Origin of the sequence: Pseudomonas sp. IC_126 (assembly GCF_004331835.1) — a bacterium.
In the GTDB taxonomy this organism is placed as follows: domain Bacteria; phylum Pseudomonadota; class Gammaproteobacteria; order Pseudomonadales; family Pseudomonadaceae; genus Stutzerimonas.
The window spans coordinates 464,344-480,266 of the sequence record NZ_SJSS01000001.1; the positions used below are offsets into that span (position 1 = coordinate 464,344).

The following is a 15,923-nucleotide window of genomic DNA, read 5'->3' on the forward strand; positions in this document are numbered from 1 at the left end:
CGGCTCCGGTACGGCGAGAAGGGCGGCCATATTAAATTAAAAAGCCGGCAGAAGATCGCCAAAACGATACGAAAGGCGGAGCAGCGCACCGCGCTTGTTGGCGCTTCCTGCTGCGATCTGAGGGCTAACCGCATCGGCATCCGGACGTATCTGTTGGTGATTGGAGGTTAGGCTGGCGCCTCAGTTGCTTTGCCCCGGCTGATGGGAAGAAGCGCTACGGTTAGGGGGCAGATCTTGGAATCAGCCAGACGCTCGAGCGCCTCGTTCACCATATGGCGGTCCTGCTGGTTTTCCAGTTTCGCGTCGGCTTCCTCGGGCAATGCGCATATCTCTTCGTGAAGAGCCTCCCGCTGCGTTTTGCTCGGGTTGCCGTGCAGGGCATTTTTCAGACACTGCAGCAGCGTGAACAGCACCTGTGGATCATGACCGCCGTAAACGCGTATAGGGCCTACGACGGTTTGTAGTAGGCGTCGCATGCCCACTTGCGGATAGAAGAGGCGTGGCTGGCCATCATCGAAACAGCCCACATCGTAAGGCCGCACGCCGCCGAGTTGCTTCAACAGTACGCCGATCAGGTTGGTTGCCCGCATTGCTGTACCGGGGTCGTTGATGGCCGGGCTTATTGCCTTGACTGCGATCTCGGAGATCTGCCGCATACCGTAGGAGACGTTTGCGCTGGCGAATTCGTTGTCATGAAAGTCGAAGCAATCCGACGCTTCACCCGCATCTTCGGAACTCAGCGGCCCGCTGAACTTGATCAGCGGATGGCCATCGATCAGAAAGAAGCCCGGCTCCACTTGAATCATGGCAATCAAACCGCGTTGGCGTAGCAATTTGCCCAGGCGCCTTTCGTTTACCTCGCGCAGGTAACCCGAGTGGGCTGCGGGTAGGCACCACCAATCGTCTGCATTGGGAATTTCGGCAACCTGGGCGATGCGCCGCTTGCGCTTGTCGAGATTCTTTAATGCGCCGTTGTAGAGCTGGCCGAGTATCCAGTCGACTTGAATCGATTGGGAAACTGAGCGGATGAACACGATGAACAAGGCCATGCAGGATATGCCGAACAGCACCGCCAGCAGCAGGCCAAGCACCGGAACGCTTTCTGGGTCGTTCGTGTTGATGCTGCTGATCAGCAGCAGGTAATAGACGATGCTGCCCAGGTAAACCCCGAGGATCACCTGATTCCGCCGATCGCTGACCAATCCAGGCAGCACGCGCGGTGACAGACGGGCCGCCGCGCCATTTAGCACGACCATCACCATCGAGAAACTAAAGACCGTGAGGGATACGATGCCGGTGATCAGCGTGCCGAGTATCTCGCGACCGTTGTCGACGTCGACCAGGCCTGGCGGTAGTTCGTCGCGTAGCGTCGCAGCAGCGTGGGTCGATTCGAATGCGAATACCAGAACGGCTGCCACGACATAGAGTGCAGGGATAAGGACCGGATACAAAGCGATGCTTTCGTTGATGCGTGTAACGACACGAAAGAGCATGTTGGCTGGATCTGACATCCATCGAACCTCAGTGTTGGCGGGCGCCAGCCCCTCATTTCTACGACCGCGAAGAGCGGCGAAGTGCGCCCTGGCCGAACCGTCTATGCTTTACGCAAGGGCGTTTTGCCACGGATTGCGGCCAGCGGAACGCTTTGACCCCGCGTAGCTCGAACGTGAAGTCGTCCAGGCGCTTGGTTTGATGCGTATGGTTCGCCTGTGAGACAGGGTTATTCGAAACGATAACAAGACCGACGAGTGAGGTATTTACCCATGAGTGCTGAGTCCCTGTATCCCGTAAATCCTGACGTTGCGGCGCGGTCGCTGACCGACGAAGCCACTTACAAAGCCATGTATCAACAGTCGGTGGTCAACCCTGACGGCTTCTGGCGCGAGCAGGCGGAGCGGATTGACTGGATCAAGCCGTTCACACGCGTCAAGCAGACATCCTTCGATGATCATCACGTCGACATTAAGTGGTTTGCCGATGGCACCTTGAACGTCTCGGCCAACTGTCTGGATCGCCATCTGGAAACGCGTGGCGATGAGGTCGCGATCATTTGGGAGGGCGATGATCCCTCGGAGCAGCGCAAGATCACCTACCGCGAGCTGCATCAGGAGGTCAGCAAGTTCGCCAACGCCCTGCGTGGGCAAGATGTGCACCGAGGGGACGTCGTCACCATCTATATGCCGATGATTCCAGAGGTTGCCGTGGCGATGCTGGCCTGTGCACGCATCGGCGCCATCCATTCGGTCGTGTTCGGCGGTTTTTCACCGGAGGCGCTGGCCGGACGAATCATCGACGGCAATTCCAAGGTCGTGATAACGGCCGACGAAGGACTGCGCGGCGGCAAGGCCATACCGCTGAAGGCTAACGTCGACGAGGCACTGACCAACCCGAAAACCCGCTGCGTGCAAAAGATCATCGTGGTGCGGCGTACCGGCGGCAATATCAAATGGCATCAGCATCGTGACATCTGGTACGAGGATTTGATGCGTGTCGCGGGTGAAGTCTGCGCGCCCAAGGAGATGGGTGCGGAGGAGCCGCTGTTCATTCTTTATACCTCCGGTTCAACCGGAAAACCCAAAGGCGTGATGCATACCACGGGCGGCTATCTGCTCTATGCCGCGCTGACCCACGAAAGGGTCTTCGACTATCGACCCGGCGAGATCTACTGGTGTACCGCCGACGTGGGCTGGATCACCGGACACAGCTACATCATTTACGGGCCGCTGGCCAATGGCGCGACCACCTTGATGTTCGAAGGTGTGCCTAACTATCCCGACGTGACGCGGATCGCGCAGGTCATCGACAAGCACAAGGTCAACATTCTCTATACCGCGCCCACGGCGATACGCTCGATGATGGCCGAAGGCAGCGCGGCGATGGAGGGTGCCGATGGTTCGAGTCTGCGGTTGCTCGGGACCGTGGGTGAGCCGATCAACCCGGAAGCCTGGCACTGGTATTACGAGACGGTGGGGCGGTCACGTTGCCCAATCGTCGATACTTGGTGGCAGACCGAGACCGGCGGCATTCTCATCAGCCCGCTGCCGGGTGCGACCGCACTGAAGCCAGGTTCTGCGACGCGACCTTTTTTCGGCATAGTACCGGGGCTGGTGGATAACCTCGGCAATCTGCTGGAAGGCGCCACCGATGGCAATCTGGTCATCCTCGATTCCTGGCCAGGGCAGATGCGCAGCATCTATCGTGACCATGACCGCTTCGTCGATACCTACTTCAAGACTTTCCGCGGCATGTATTTCACCGGAGACGGCGCACGCCGCGACGAGGATGGTTATTACTGGATCACTGGCCGAGTGGATGACGTGCTGAACGTTTCCGGCCACCGCATGGGGACGGCCGAAATCGAAAGCGCCCTGGTGGCGCATCGCAAAGTGGCCGAAGCGGCTGCGGTGGGTGTGCCGCATCCGCTCAAGGGGCAGGGAATATATGTGTATGTGACGCTGGTGACAGGGGAGGAGCCTTCCGATCAGCTGCGTCAGGAATTGCAACAGTGGGTGCGCAAGGAAATCGGGCCAATCGCCGTGCCGGACGTGATTCAGTGGGCGCCGGGGCTGCCGAAGACGCGCTCGGGCAAGATCATGCGGCGCATTCTGCGCAAGATCGCCGCTGACGAATACGACGCCTTGGGCGATATCTCGACACTGGCTGACCCAGGCGTCGTAGAGCAATTGATTGAAACCCACAAGCAGATCCGTCTGCCTTGAAGCGAGCCGCGGCGGCGTCCATTCTGGCCGGACGCCGCCAGTCGTCAGTCGTTTGGTTGAGCGCTCTGAGCTTCCTGGTTGGCCGCGGGTTTTTCCTTGGGAATACCGGCTACGTTCACTTCCGGCAGGTTGCCGCCAGTGAATTCGACCTTGCGGACCGGGAAGGCGAACTGCACGCCCATCTCTCGAATGCCGTCGAGTAATTGCAGGTTGATCTCCTGCTGAGCGTCCATGTACGCGTTGTAGTCCGACACCTGCATGATATAGACGACCTCGAACGTGAGCTGGCTATTGTCGAAGGCAAGGAAGTGCGCCCGGTCGAATTTGGCGTTATCCAGGCTCTCGATGATCTGCTTAACCAGTGCTGAAACCTCGCGAACCTTGTCCGACGGCGTCTGATAGGCAATGCCGAACTTGAACACGATTCGCCGCGTGTTCATGCGTTTGTAGTTGTGCAGGACCTGCGTGAGCAGATCGGCGTTGGCGGTGACGATCTGCTCGCCGCTCAATGCTCGGATGCGCGTGGTCCTAAGGCCGATGTGCTCGATTGTCCCGGCGACATCGCCGAATACGACGAAATCGCCAATCTCGAAGGGTTTGTCCACGCCAATGGACAGAGATGCGAACACGTCGCTGAGCAGCGTCTGGACCGCCAGGGCGATGGCGATACCGCCGACGCCGAGGCTGGCGACCATCGCAGTAATGTCGACGCCGAGGTTGGCCAAGATCGAGAGCAGCATCATGGTCCAGATGACGATGCGGATCATGATGCCGATGATGGTGGTAGTGACCGGGTTTCGCGCCTTGCCGTCGCGGCTTAGGCTTTCCATCCACAGCCTGACGGCGGTGTCCATCCAGAGTGCGAGCTGGAAGGCGAGGGCGATGAACCAGCCATGCGACATCGCCGATTCCCAGCGATCCGGCAGTTCGACAATCTTGAGGCTGATCAGTAACGAGAGAGCAATCAGTAACAGATGGCTGGTGCGGCTGAGCATTTCCGCCGCAATGGCGACGAAGCCGCTTTTGGAGCGTTGGCTCATTGCCCGCAGGCGGCTGGTAATGATCCGCAGAATGGCCTGCAGGATTAGATAGCTGACAATTGTGACGCCAGCGATTATGGCAGTGTTGATCCATAGGGTTTCGTTAAACAGCACGTCCCAATTCATCAATCCGAGTCCTCCGGGCAGTTGCGGGCAGGCGCAAAAATAGCGGCTTCTTTTTCAGTAGCCGCTGCTACGCATTAGTTCCCGCTAAAGGCGAAGGGAGATGACGCTGACGGCGATGAGCAAAAGCGCGCGGCTCAGCGCGGTGGAACGACTGCTTGCAAGTCCTGATAGGCGCCAGCATTGATGACCTGGCGATAACCCATGTCATGGAGGATATCCTGAGCGGCGGACGAGCGACGACCACTGCGGCAGTACAGAACGATCGGGGCGTCCTTGTCGGGGGCGACACTGGCGATGCGCTCGGAGAGATCCTGGGTCTCGATTCGCGTTGCTCCAGGCAAAGCGCCTTCGGCGTATTCCTGCGCGGTGCGAACGTCGATCAGGATACTGTCGGCGCGTTGCAACGTGGCCAGCGCGGCGGGCTGATCAATTTCGCCGCCAATCGCTGTGCCGGTCGCCATCATCAATAACAGGAACAGTCGGTGCATGGGTTCCTCTCGTGCCGCGCTTGGGCGATCAGCTGATCAGGCGGGTCAGGTTCGGCAGGATCAGGATGATCGCCGTAGCGATCAGGATCATGGTGGCCTGCCTGAACTTCTTGTGTTTGAACATGGTAGCGGCCTTTTTATTGATCTGGCGCGCGGGCTCCGGTTGTCCGGCTCACCCGTCGCGCGTCGTGCCGAAAAATTACGCGCCGATGAATTGCGGCGCGCTGTAATAGGTTTGTGGTAGCGGCATCGGTCTGATCCGCTGTCCGACAACGGCCTGATGATCAGTCTCGAAGGCGTGGGCTTAATCTCAAGCAATTTACAGACCAGTAGACGTGAGTTTTCCTTCAGGCGCTACCTGACGGGTTAGCTTTTGGGCTGATCATCCCTCGTGCGCAGCTGCGTGGTTTTCGTTGTCCATGAAATGAACACCATGAATGGAGACTAACCATGAACAGGCTTGGCGTGCCGGCAATGCTGTTCGCCCTGATCGTTTCAGGCGCGGCGAATGCCGAAGAAGAAAGCATGACCCTGCAACAGGAACGTAACCAGATCGGCGCTGAGATGGAGCAAAATCGCCAACGGATCGGGGACGAGATCAACACCATTCGCGAGCCTGGAGTATCCAGCGGCTCGGCGGCCGAGTCGGGCGCAGCGGGCTCTGCCAGTCCGAACAATTCGGTCGGCACACGCGCAACTCAGCCCGGACAGGCCCCGAGTGGTGGCGCTCCTAACCCCGGGGTCACGCAGCCGGGTAATAACGATAGTCCGATCACAACCACTGGTCCGGGAAGATCGACGGTGGAGTCTGGTAGCTCGACGACCACCGGTACGCCCGTTGAGCCCATCCGCAATCGTGGTGCCAATGGAAACGTCAGCCCCGAAAACGGCGCAGCCGCGGGTGAAATCGGAACATCAGGCGGTAACGGGACCAGAGGACCCGGTAGCAGCCCAGCGGGCTCCGCAGCCGGCGGAGCCAGTGGTAATTGACCGATCGGGTGATGGCCTCGTTGCGGTGCATTTCCCGCGGGCATGGATCGTATGGCTGCGCGAGGCGAAATGTCCTCGGCACTTCTGATGGTATTGCGAACGGTAGAAACGACAAAGCCCCGATAATCGGGGCTTTGTATGTTTCGAGTCTGGCGGTGAGGGTGGGATTCGAACCCACGATACGATTTCTCGTATACACACTTTCCAGGCGTGCTCCTTCAACCGCTCGGACACCTCACCGGGTCTCGACGGGGCTTGATGTCCGTCGAGGCGCGCTAATGTAGCCGAAGAGAACGCGGATGGCAAAAAGTTTTTTAGATCTTTCATGTGGTTAACGCACCGTTAGAATGCGGGCGAAACGTAGGGTTGAAGTGAACCTATATTAAATTTTGAGGTTCTTAGCTCTAGTAATATCTCGGTGCTTGACGCAAGCGGAGTCGAGCGTCGCGAATATAAAGAGCCAGGACAGGCTTCGATGAAGTTATTCAAAAGCAAGCGCAAGCGGCCTGACGTGGCGGAAGTTGCTACGAAGCGGCGTCTGCACGTCAGTCATCTGGAGCTCGGCATGTATATATGCGAGCTGGATCGACCGTGGCGCCAGACCGACTTTCTATTCCAAGGATTCCCGCTGCTCAAACTGGAGCATATCCAGGCGGTGCGCGAACGCTGCGACTACGTTTTCGTCGATGACACCCGTCGGGTGCTGCTCGATCAGGGCCAGATGATGGTGCCTTCGGCGACGCCACTACGGGTGAAGCGCAAGATGTCGCGCATCCCGCTCTCGCTTGAAGTGCAGGAAGCGCGCGAAGCCTATCGAAGTAGCGCACTGGTGCTGGATCGGGTGCTTTTGGATGTCCAGCAGGGACGAGTGATCGATACCAAAGCCTGCCAGGCGCTGGTCAAGCGGAACCTGGAGAGCATGCTGCGCAACGAGAGCGCCATGCTTTGGCTGACGCGTCTGAAGTCTAGGGACGTGTACACCAGCCTGCACTGCCTCTCCGTCTCCATTCTGGCGATGGGCTTCGGGACGCACCTTGGGTTGCCCGACGAGAAAATAGAGTTGTTGGGCGTCGCCGGGCTGCTGCACGACGTCGGGAAGATGAAGATCGATCCCGCCATTTTGAACAAGCCGGGGAAGCTGACCCAGGAAGAGTTCGAGCACATCAAGTTGCACCCATCGTTCGGCTACGAGGCCTTGTGTGGCCAGAATGATATCCCCGCTGCCGCCGTCCACGCCGCGTACGGGCATCATGAGCGGCTGGATGGCAAAGGTTATCCGCAAGGGCTCGATCAGTATCAGATTCCATTCACCACGCGAGTGATTACCATCGTCGATGCCTTCGATGCGATCACCAGCCATCGCACCTATGACGATGCGCGTCCGATCCAGACTGCCTACGACGTGCTGCGCAGCAGTGCCGGCCAGCAATTCGACGAGAGTCTGGTGAATGAATTTATTCGTTGGCTCGGGGTGTTCCCGGTAGGGACGTTGGTCGAGTTGCATACTGGTGAAATCGCGCTGGTGCTGGAGAAGCATCAGCAGTTGCACCTGCGGCCCAAAGTTGTGGTCATGCGGGACGCAAACAAGATGCCTTGCGAGCCTCGTTATCTGGATCTTTCCCAGTTGACCGTCGATGCCGATGGCACACCCTATCGGATCAGCGGCGGTATTGCCGACGGCTCCTACGATTTGTTCATCGCCGATCCGCAGTTGCAGACGCTCCTGCACCCCGAGTTGCTTGCCGTGCTCGAACTTGAGCCAGATATAGCTGAGAGCTAAGCCAGCCGCCTTTGAACCGCGAATTTTCTGCTGAACATTGAACATTGAACGCTGCGACGCTCGTACTGCACTGATGACGCGGCCAATATGACTTGTCAGTCAGTCACGACGCTTTACCTTGCGGGTTGTGCTGGGTAACGTCTGCGCACTTCTAACAAGGAATATTCGTCATGAGTGATCTGGTTTCCTACGACCTCGAAGACGGCATTGCCACGCTGACCCTGAACAATGGCAAGGTCAATGCGCTGTCGCCGGCCGTATTCGACGCGCTCAACGCCGCATTCGATCGTGCAGAGCAAGACCGCGCGGTGGTGATTCTCACCGGCCAGCCGGGGATTCTGTCCGGCGGTTATGACCTCAAGGTGATGACTTCCGGGCCTGAAAGCGCCATTACCCTTGTGGCCACCGGTTCGGCCTTCACGCGACGAATGCTTGCCCATCCCTTCCCGGTTATCGTGGCATGCCCCGGACATGCCATTGCCAAGGGGGCGTTCCTGCTGCTTTCCGCCGACTACCGCATCGGTGTCGACGGCGCATTCAACATTGGTCTCAATGAAGTGCAGATCGGCATGACGATGCACCATTCGGGTATCGAACTGGCGCGGGATCGGCTGACCAAACCGGCGTTCCAGCGTTCGGTGATCAACGGCGAAATCTTCTCTCCGCAGGCGGCGCTCGAAGCCGGCTTCCTCGACAAGATCGTTCCTGCTGGTGAGCTAATGGACATCGCCAAAGCGACCGCGGCACAGCTGAAAAAAATCAACATGACGGCCCACAAGAACACCAAACTCAAGGTACGCAAGGCGCTGTTGGAAACCTTGGATCAGGCCATCGTGCTGGACAAGCAACATTCAGTCGTCTCCTGAAGATAATTTTCGCCGGACCGTCCATTCCTGGCGGACCTGCGTTTAAACTGCGAGTGCAACGCCCCGCCATGGCGGGGCGTTTTCATTCCTATCGTATCGCCTCGCAGGAGAGCCCTGATGTCCGCCCCGCACACCCCGGTAGAACGCGCAGATTTCGACCAGGTCATCGTTCCCACTTTCGCACCCGCCGCCTTCATCCCCGTGCGTGGCCAAGGTTCGCGAGTATGGGATCAGCGCGGGCGAGAACTGATCGACTTTACCGGCGGCATCGCCGTGAACGTGCTTGGTCATGCCCATCCGGCACTGGTGGCTACGCTGACTGAGCAGGCCGGCAAGTTGTGGCACATCTCCAATATTTTCACTAACGAACCGGCGCTGCGGTTGGCCAAGAAGCTGGTCGCCGCGACCTTCGCCGATCGGGCGTTTTTCTGTAATTCCGGGGCCGAAGCGAACGAGGCGGCATTCAAGCTGGCGCGCCGCTATGCCTTCGATAATCACGGGCCGGAGAAATGCGAAATCATCTCCGCAGTAAACAGCTTCCATGGTCGGACGCTCTTCACCGTGACGGTCGGTGGTCAGCCAAAATACTCCGACGGTTTCGGACCAAAGATTCAGGGCATCAGTCACGTTCCTTACAACAATCTCGATGCGTTGGCCGCCTCTATTTCCGATAAAACCTGCGCCGTGGTGCTTGAGCCAATTCAGGGTGAAAGCGGCGTTCTGCCGGCCGATCAGGCTTATCTCGAAGGGGCCCGCAAGCTGTGTGACGAGCACAACGCATTGCTGATCTTCGATGAGGTTCAGACCGGCATGGGCCGTACCGGCGAGCTTTTCGCCTACATGAATTACGGTGTCACGCCGGATATCCTGACCAACGCCAAGAGCCTCGGTGGCGGTTTCCCGATCGGGTTGATGCTGACCACGAATGAAATCGCCGCACATTTCAGTGTTGGCACCCACGGCACCACCTATGGCGGCAATCCGCTCGCCTGCGCGGTGGCCGAAGCGGTGGTCGATATCGTCAATACCCCGGAGGTTTTGAACGGCGTCAAGGAGCGGCACGAGCGCTTCAAGCGCGGGCTATTGGAGATTGGCCAGCGCTACGGGCTGTTCGATCAGGTGCGCGGTATGGGCATGCTGATCGGCTGCGTGTTGAACGAGGCGTGGAAAGGTCGCGCAAGAGAGATCTTCGATGCCGCCGAAAGGGAAGCGCTGATGATTCTGCAAGCCGGTCCTGATGTCATCCGTCTGGCACCGAGCCTGATCATCGAGGAAGACGATATCGCTGAAGGTCTCGCTCGCTTCGAGCGGGCGGCGGCGAAATTGACCCAGGCCTGATCAAGGCCTGAATCCGGCTGGGCGGCTAACGTCCTGCCTTCTTTATCCATCGAGAGTTTTGACCATGAGCGATAGCCTGCAACTGATCCTGGAAGACGTAGACGGTACTCAGCTCGAAACGTCCTGCACCCGTTTTGCCGTGATGTGGCAAGGACGGGAGGTGTGGATTCAACAGGTCGGCAACAACCAGCTGATGATCGGCGTTGACGTGGAAGACGGTGACACTGAATACGCCAATCTGCTGCTGCGCCCGCTGGCTACTAATCTGGTCAGTCTCGAGCTCGAGATGGAGCCCGTCGAGTCGGCCGAAGACGATCATGTTCATGGGCCGGACTGCGGCCACGACCACTGACGGACCGCTTGCGCTCGGCAACTTGTCGAGCTGTGACGCGCTGGTCTGAGTCGGGCGACTGCAATCGGCTTCGGCTTGGCGCGCCCGCCCGAAGCGCGCCGGTTATTGCTCAGACGCCGGTTGGAGGATTGGCGAGTGAATCGTTGCCGGTGACCGTCGCGGTAGAGGTGGCTGCCTGAGCGTTGGCTTTCATTCGCGCCTGGTCCGCTTCGCTGCGCTCCAGCGGCATGCTCCGGTAGTTGCCTTCAGCCATTTTGGCTTGGTCGTTCACTTCGCAAAGCACGCGCTTGGCTTCGCAGTGTCCCGTCACGCCGCGTGCCAGGGCCATACCGCCCACCGCCAGCTGCAATAGCCCGCCCAGACCACCGCGGCCGATGCCCTTGCCGAGGAAGTAGAGCCCGCCCGCGATCGATGCCGCGCGCTCCCAGCCATGCACATTTTGCGATGCCTGGTTTGAGGATGTCCTGGTCATGTGTGATCGCTCCGAACAGTGATGTGATAGGTGACCCCGGCGCGCCGGAGGCGTTCCGACCACAAGTCGGTAAACCTGCGGTCTACAGAACGGCACCATCAGCCCAGACTCACTGCAGATATCTCGGGTCATGCAGTGTGAAAGCTTTGACGCCTTAGCGCTTCGCCATACTGAAAACCTTGAGTACGAAAGCGTATTCCAAGGCCACATCCTTCAACCCCTGATAACGACCGCTCATGCCGCCATGGCCGGCGCCGAGTTCGGTCTTCAACAGCAGCAGGTTGTCGTCGGTCTTGCTGGCGCGAAGTTTGGCTACCCATTTCGCCGCCTCCCAGTACTGGACCCGACTGTCGTTGTAGCCGGCGACCGCGAGGATTGCCGGATAGGCTTGCGCCTGGACATTCTCGTAGGGCGCGTAGGCCTTCATTCGCGCGTGCACGTCCGGCTCGTTGGGGTTGCCCCATTCGTCGTACTCGGTGACGGTCAGGGGCAGCTCTTCGTTAAGCATGGTATTGAGCACGTCGACGAAGGGCACTTCGGCGATGGCGACACCGAAGAGTTCCGGACGCTGATTGAGCACCGCACCGATCAGCAGACCACCGGCACTGCCACCGCTGATGGCCAGGCGCTGCGGCGTGGTATGGCCATCGGTGATCAGTTTCTCCGCGCAGGCGATGAAGTCGCCGAAGGTGTTCGTTTTGTGCTCCAGCTTGCCGGCGCGGTACCAGGCTTCGCCAAGATCGCCGCCGCCGCGCACGTGGGCGATGGCGAAGATGAAACCACGGTCGAGCAGCGACAGCCGCGCATGGGAGAACCAGGGATCGAGGCTGTGGCCGTAAGCGCCGTAGCCATACAGATAAAGCGGTGCGGATTTGCAGAACGTCTCACTGCGACCCACCAGGCTGATCGGTACTTGCGTGCCATCCGCTGCGGTTGCCCAGATGCGCCGGCTTTCGTAGGCATCGGCGTCGAAGGGGCCTTCCACCGGGGTTTCTTTCAGAACCCTCTGTTCGCCATCAGCAAGCTGCAGCTGACGAATCTGCGCGGGACGGTTGAGCGCTTCGTAGCGCAGACGGATCACCGGGCTGTCGAATTCCAGGGTGTTCTGCACGTGCAGGCTGTAAGCCGCGTCCGGCAGTTGCAGGCGATAGGGTGCATCGTTCTGCGGCCGTACCTCGATGATCGGCAGGCCGGCTTCGCGCAGGCTGAGAGTAAGGGCACTAGCATTCAGGCTGATCTCTTCGAGCATCACCGCGTCGTCTTGTGCGACCAGTTCCTGCCAGTTTTCCCGTTGCGGCGCGCTTTCCACCGCCAGGTACAGCGCGAAGTTGATGCCGGTCTGGTTGCTGCGCAGGAACCAGCGCCACTCGCCGTCAAGCTGGCCGTGGTCGGGGTAGTACTCGTGGTTCTCCTCGCGAGGGGCAAGGCAGGTCCAGCGGCCTTCCGGTTCATCGGCCGGCAGTACCCAGGCTTCGCTGGTGGTCTTGCTGTTGGACAGGATCACCAACTGGCGCTCAGAGCTGGTGCGGTAGCAATGCACGAAATAGCGGCCATCCGGGTCGTGGTAGACCTCGCTGCGGCCTTCTTCTCCCAGGCGATGGCGATAGATCTTGTGCGGGCGGTGGGTGTCGTCGAGTTCGCCGAAGAACAATGTCTGATGGTCGTTCGCCCAGGTCATGCTGCCGTCACAATTGTCGAAGGGCAGGGCGGTGACTTCGCCGCTCTCCAAATCCTTGACGAACAGCCGGTAGATTTCATCGCCCTGGGTGTCGAGGCTGTAGGCCAGCTTGCGCTGATCCTGGCTAACGCTGAAGGCGCCCAGCGAAAGAAAGCCTTCACCGGCCAGTTCGTTGGGGTCGAGCAGCAGTTGCTCGGCGTTTTCATCGACCGTGAGCGAACCGTCCGCTGGGCGCGGGCAACGGTAGTGACGCGGGTATTCATCCCCGGCCGTGGTGCGCTGGTAGTAAAGCCACGGACCCCATGGGGCGGGCAGCGAGAGATCGGTCTCGCGGATGCGGCTCTTAATTTCTTGGAACAGCACTTCGCGCAGCTCGGCCTGGTCTGCCAGCTGGCGCTCCAGGTAAGCGTTTTCAGCCTTCAGATAATCGAGCACCTCAGGTGCGCCACGGTTCTCCAGCCACTTGTAGGGATCTTGGCCGCTCTCGACGCGGGCGATGGGTACGGACATGCATAACTCCTGAAATGCGGCCGCGAGCGGCGCAGCTGAACGAGGTGAAGCAGGCGAGGAGTGTACTAGGTGCCTCGTCAGTGTGACGACGCCGCGCGGTTTGGGTTCATCGCGCCGACTTATCCGCAGCGGCGACATTTGAGGCGTTGGCTAGGCATAACTGTTCGACTGGCAAGGGTGAGCGTCTTCGAGCGGATAGACAGCTGATTGACAACAGATCGCTTTTCCATGAAGGTGTGCTACCCAAATCAAACGGGCGTATGAATCGAGCGTTTGCCATGCAAATGCCGTCAGCCCGGTTTATCGTGTCGGTGGGTGTCGTTTCATCGAATTCGGTGACGGTCGTTCAGGCCGATGACGTGCGGCACGTAACGTTCAGCTTCCATTCCTGGAGATCAGTTGATGATTTACGAAGGTAAAGCCATCACGGTTAAGGCTCTTGAGAGCGGCATCGTCGAATTGAATTTCGACCTCAAGGGTGAGTCCGTCAACAAATTCAATCGCCTCACCCTCAACGACCTGCGTCAGGCTGTCGACGCCATCAAGGCCGACGCTTCGGTCAAGGGCGTCATCGTCACCAGCGGCAAGGACGTGTTCATCGTCGGCGCCGACATCACCGAATTCGTCGACAACTTCAAGCTCCCAGACGAGGAACTGGTCGCCGGCAACCTCGAAGCGAACAAGATCTTCAGTGATTTCGAAGACCTGGGCGTGCCTACCGTCGTCGCCATCAACGGCATCGCCCTGGGTGGCGGTTTCGAAATGTGCCTGGCGGCCGACTACCGCGTCATGTCCGCTACCGCCAAGGTCGGTCTGCCGGAAGTCAAACTGGGCATCTACCCGGGCTTCGGCGGCACCGTTCGCCTGCCGCGTCTGATTGGCGTCGACAACGCCGTCGAGTGGATCGCCTCGGGCAAGGAAAACCGCGCCGAAGATGCGCTGAAAGTGCATGCCGTCGATGCCGTGGTCGCTCCGGAGAAACTGCAGGAAGCGGCGCTGGATCTGATCAAGCGCGCCATTTCCGGTGAGCTGGACTACAAGGCCAAGCGTCAGCCGAAGCTGGACAAGCTCAAGCTCAACGCCATCGAGCAGATGATGGCCTTCGAAACCTCCAAGGGCTTCGTCGCGGGTCAAGCCGGTCCGAACTATCCGGCGCCGGTCGAAGCGATCAAGACCATTCAGAAAGCTGCCAACTTCGGTCGCGATAAGGCGATCGAAGTCGAGGCTGCCGGCTTCGTCAAACTGGCCAAGACCTCCGTGGCGCAGAGCCTGGTCGGCTTGTTCCTCAGCGACCAGGAGCTGAAGAAGAAGGCCAAGAACTACGACAAGCAGGCCCGTGAAGTGAAACTGGCTGCCGTGCTCGGTGCCGGCATCATGGGTGGCGGTATCGCCTACCAGTCGGCCATCAAGGGCACGCCGATCCTGATGAAGGATATCCGCGAGGAAGGCATCCAGATGGGCCTGGACGAAGCGTCCAAGCTGCTCGGCAAGCGCGTCGAGAAGGGTCGCCTGACCCCAGCGAAGATGGCCGAAGCCCTCAATGCGATTCGCCCGACCACCTCCTATGGTGATTTCGGCAATGTCGACATCGTCGTCGAGGCCGTGGTCGAGAACCCAAAGATCAAGCAGTCGGTACTGGCTGAAGTCGAAAGCCTGGTGCGTGAAGACGCGATCATCGCCTCCAACACCTCGACCATCTCCATCAGCCTGCTGGCCCAGGCGCTCAAGCGTCCGGAAAACTTCTGCGGCATGCACTTCTTCAACCCGGTGCACATGATGCCGCTGGTGGAAGTTATTCGCGGCGAGAAGACCAGCGAAACCGCCATCGCCACCACCGTTGCCTACGCCAAGAAAATGGGCAAAAGCCCGGTCGTGGTCAACGATTGCCCGGGCTTCCTGGTCAACCGCGTGCTGTTCCCATACTTCGGCGGCTTCGCCCGCGCCATAGCCCACGGCGTCGACTTCACGCGCGCCGACAAGGTGATGGAGAAGTTCGGTTGGCCCATGGGCCCGGCCTACCTGATGGACGTCGTCGGCATGGACACCGGCCACCACGGTCGTGACGTCATGGCCGAAGGCTTCCCGGATCGCATGAAGGACGACAGCAAGACCGCCGTCGACGTCATGTACGAGGCAAACCGCCTGGGCCAGAAGAATGGCAAGGGCTTCTACGCCTATGAAGTGGACAAGAAGGGCAAGCCGAAGAAGGTCGTCGACCCGCAGTCGTACGAACTGCTCAAGCCGATCGTCAGCGAGACCCGCGAGCTCTCCGACGAGGACATCATCAATTACATGATGATCCCGCTGTGCCTGGAAACCGTTCGCTGCCTGGAAGACAAAATCGTCGAGACCGCCGCTGAAGCCGACATGGGCTTGATCTACGGCATCGGTTTCCCACCCTTCCGTGGTGGTGCACTGCGCTACATCGATTCGATCGGTGTCGCCGAGTTCGTGGCGCTGGCGGACAAGTACGCCGATCTGGGCCCGCTGTACCACCCGACTGCGAAGCTGCGTGAAATGGCTGCCAATGGCCAGCGCTTCTACGGTTAATCGAGCGAGAGTGA

At 59.4% G+C, this 15,923-nt stretch carries 12 protein-coding genes and 1 tRNA gene; 7 read left to right on the plus strand and 6 right to left on the minus strand.

From position 1 onward, the window contains the following. Positions 1-167: 167 nt before the first annotated feature. Positions 168-1,511, minus strand: a complete 1,344-nt coding sequence (locus E0D86_RS02120) for a DUF2254 domain-containing protein (RefSeq protein WP_131648326.1) — start codon at positions 1,509-1,511, stop codon at positions 168-170. A gap of 252 nt (positions 1,512-1,763) precedes the next feature. Between E0D86_RS02120 and acs the strand changes: the two genes are divergently transcribed. Beyond that, positions 1,764-3,719, plus strand: coding sequence for an acetate--CoA ligase (gene acs / locus E0D86_RS02125; protein WP_131648327.1), 1,956 nt, complete (start codon positions 1,764-1,766; stop codon positions 3,717-3,719). Between the two features lie 44 nt (positions 3,720-3,763). On the opposite strand, the gene E0D86_RS02130 is transcribed toward acs, so the two are convergent. Together E0D86_RS02130 and E0D86_RS02135 are read right to left on the minus strand one after the other, a co-directional pair. Further along, positions 3,764-4,885, minus strand: coding sequence for a mechanosensitive ion channel family protein (locus E0D86_RS02130; RefSeq protein ID WP_131648328.1), 1,122 nt, complete (start codon positions 4,883-4,885; stop codon positions 3,764-3,766). Between the two features lie 134 nt (positions 4,886-5,019). Continuing rightward, positions 5,020-5,373 (minus strand): rhodanese-like domain-containing protein, encoded by a 354-nt coding sequence (locus E0D86_RS02135; RefSeq protein WP_131648329.1) that lies wholly within the window; start codon positions 5,371-5,373, stop codon positions 5,020-5,022. Positions 5,374-5,823: 450 nt separating this feature from the next. Here E0D86_RS02135 and E0D86_RS02140 point away from each other — a divergent pair, with 450 nt between their 5' ends. Then, the gene (locus tag E0D86_RS02140) at positions 5,824-6,363 is read left to right on the plus strand and encodes a hypothetical protein (protein WP_131648330.1); all 540 of its coding nucleotides are present in this window, start codon (positions 5,824-5,826) and stop codon (positions 6,361-6,363) included. Between the two features lie 150 nt (positions 6,364-6,513). Here E0D86_RS02140 and E0D86_RS02145 read toward each other — a convergent pair. Next, positions 6,514-6,603 (minus strand) — tRNA-Ser (locus tag E0D86_RS02145). Positions 6,604-6,838: 235 nt separating this feature from the next. Here E0D86_RS02145 and E0D86_RS02150 point away from each other — a divergent pair. From E0D86_RS02150 to E0D86_RS02165, 4 genes are all read left to right on the plus strand, one after another. Beyond that, complete coding sequence (locus E0D86_RS02150) at positions 6,839-8,143, plus strand: HD-GYP domain-containing protein (RefSeq protein ID WP_131648331.1); 1,305 nt, start codon at positions 6,839-6,841, stop codon at positions 8,141-8,143. A gap of 170 nt (positions 8,144-8,313) precedes the next feature. Continuing rightward, a complete protein-coding gene (locus E0D86_RS02155; protein WP_131648332.1) occupies positions 8,314-9,009 on the plus strand; it encodes a crotonase/enoyl-CoA hydratase family protein in 696 nt (231 codons plus the stop codon). Between the two features lie 117 nt (positions 9,010-9,126). Further along, positions 9,127-10,347, plus strand: coding sequence for an aspartate aminotransferase family protein (locus E0D86_RS02160; protein ID WP_131648333.1), 1,221 nt, complete (start codon positions 9,127-9,129; stop codon positions 10,345-10,347). Between the two features lie 64 nt (positions 10,348-10,411). Next, positions 10,412-10,699, plus strand: a complete 288-nt coding sequence (locus E0D86_RS02165; protein WP_131648334.1) for a topoisomerase II — start codon at positions 10,412-10,414, stop codon at positions 10,697-10,699. A 109-nt stretch (positions 10,700-10,808) separates the two neighbouring features. On the opposite strand, the gene E0D86_RS02170 is transcribed toward E0D86_RS02165, so the two are convergent. After that, on the minus strand, positions 10,809-11,171 hold the full coding sequence (locus E0D86_RS02170; protein ID WP_131648335.1) for a YgaP-like transmembrane domain: 363 nt from the start codon (positions 11,169-11,171) through the stop codon (positions 10,809-10,811). Positions 11,172-11,325: 154 nt separating this feature from the next. Then, positions 11,326-13,359: a S9 family peptidase gene (locus E0D86_RS02175; protein WP_131648336.1), complete on the minus strand. Its 2,034-nt coding sequence runs from the start codon at positions 13,357-13,359 to the stop codon at positions 11,326-11,328. Between the two features lie 402 nt (positions 13,360-13,761). On the opposite strand from E0D86_RS02175, the gene fadB reads away from it, so the two are divergent. After that, positions 13,762-15,909 (plus strand): fatty acid oxidation complex subunit alpha FadB, encoded by a 2,148-nt coding sequence (gene fadB / locus E0D86_RS02180; RefSeq protein WP_131648337.1) that lies wholly within the window; start codon positions 13,762-13,764, stop codon positions 15,907-15,909. The last annotated feature ends 14 nt before the right edge of the window (positions 15,910-15,923 follow it).

Bases quoted from the DNA above. Each gene is read 5' to 3' on its own strand.
- E0D86_RS02135 (WP_131648329.1), bottom strand. From the start codon at position 5,373: ATGCACCGACTGTTCCTGTTATTGATGATGGCGACCGGCACAGCGATT.
- E0D86_RS02170 (WP_131648335.1), bottom strand. From the start codon at position 11,171: ATGACCAGGACATCCTCAAACCAGGCATCGCAAAATGTGCATGGCTGG.
- E0D86_RS02150 (WP_131648331.1), top strand. From the start codon at position 6,839: ATGAAGTTATTCAAAAGCAAGCGCAAGCGGCCTGACGTGGCGGAAGTT.
- fadB (WP_131648337.1), top strand. From the start codon at position 13,762: ATGATTTACGAAGGTAAAGCCATCACGGTTAAGGCTCTTGAGAGCGGC.
- E0D86_RS02155 (WP_131648332.1), top strand. From the start codon at position 8,314: ATGAGTGATCTGGTTTCCTACGACCTCGAAGACGGCATTGCCACGCTG.
- E0D86_RS02130 (WP_131648328.1), bottom strand. From the start codon at position 4,885: ATGAATTGGGACGTGCTGTTTAACGAAACCCTATGGATCAACACTGCC.
- E0D86_RS02175 (WP_131648336.1), bottom strand. From the start codon at position 13,359: ATGTCCGTACCCATCGCCCGCGTCGAGAGCGGCCAAGATCCCTACAAG.
- E0D86_RS02140 (WP_131648330.1), top strand. From the start codon at position 5,824: ATGAACAGGCTTGGCGTGCCGGCAATGCTGTTCGCCCTGATCGTTTCA.
- E0D86_RS02120 (WP_131648326.1), bottom strand. From the start codon at position 1,511: ATGTCAGATCCAGCCAACATGCTCTTTCGTGTCGTTACACGCATCAAC.
- acs (WP_131648327.1), top strand. From the start codon at position 1,764: ATGAGTGCTGAGTCCCTGTATCCCGTAAATCCTGACGTTGCGGCGCGG.
- E0D86_RS02165 (WP_131648334.1), top strand. From the start codon at position 10,412: ATGAGCGATAGCCTGCAACTGATCCTGGAAGACGTAGACGGTACTCAG.
- E0D86_RS02160 (WP_131648333.1), top strand. From the start codon at position 9,127: ATGTCCGCCCCGCACACCCCGGTAGAACGCGCAGATTTCGACCAGGTC.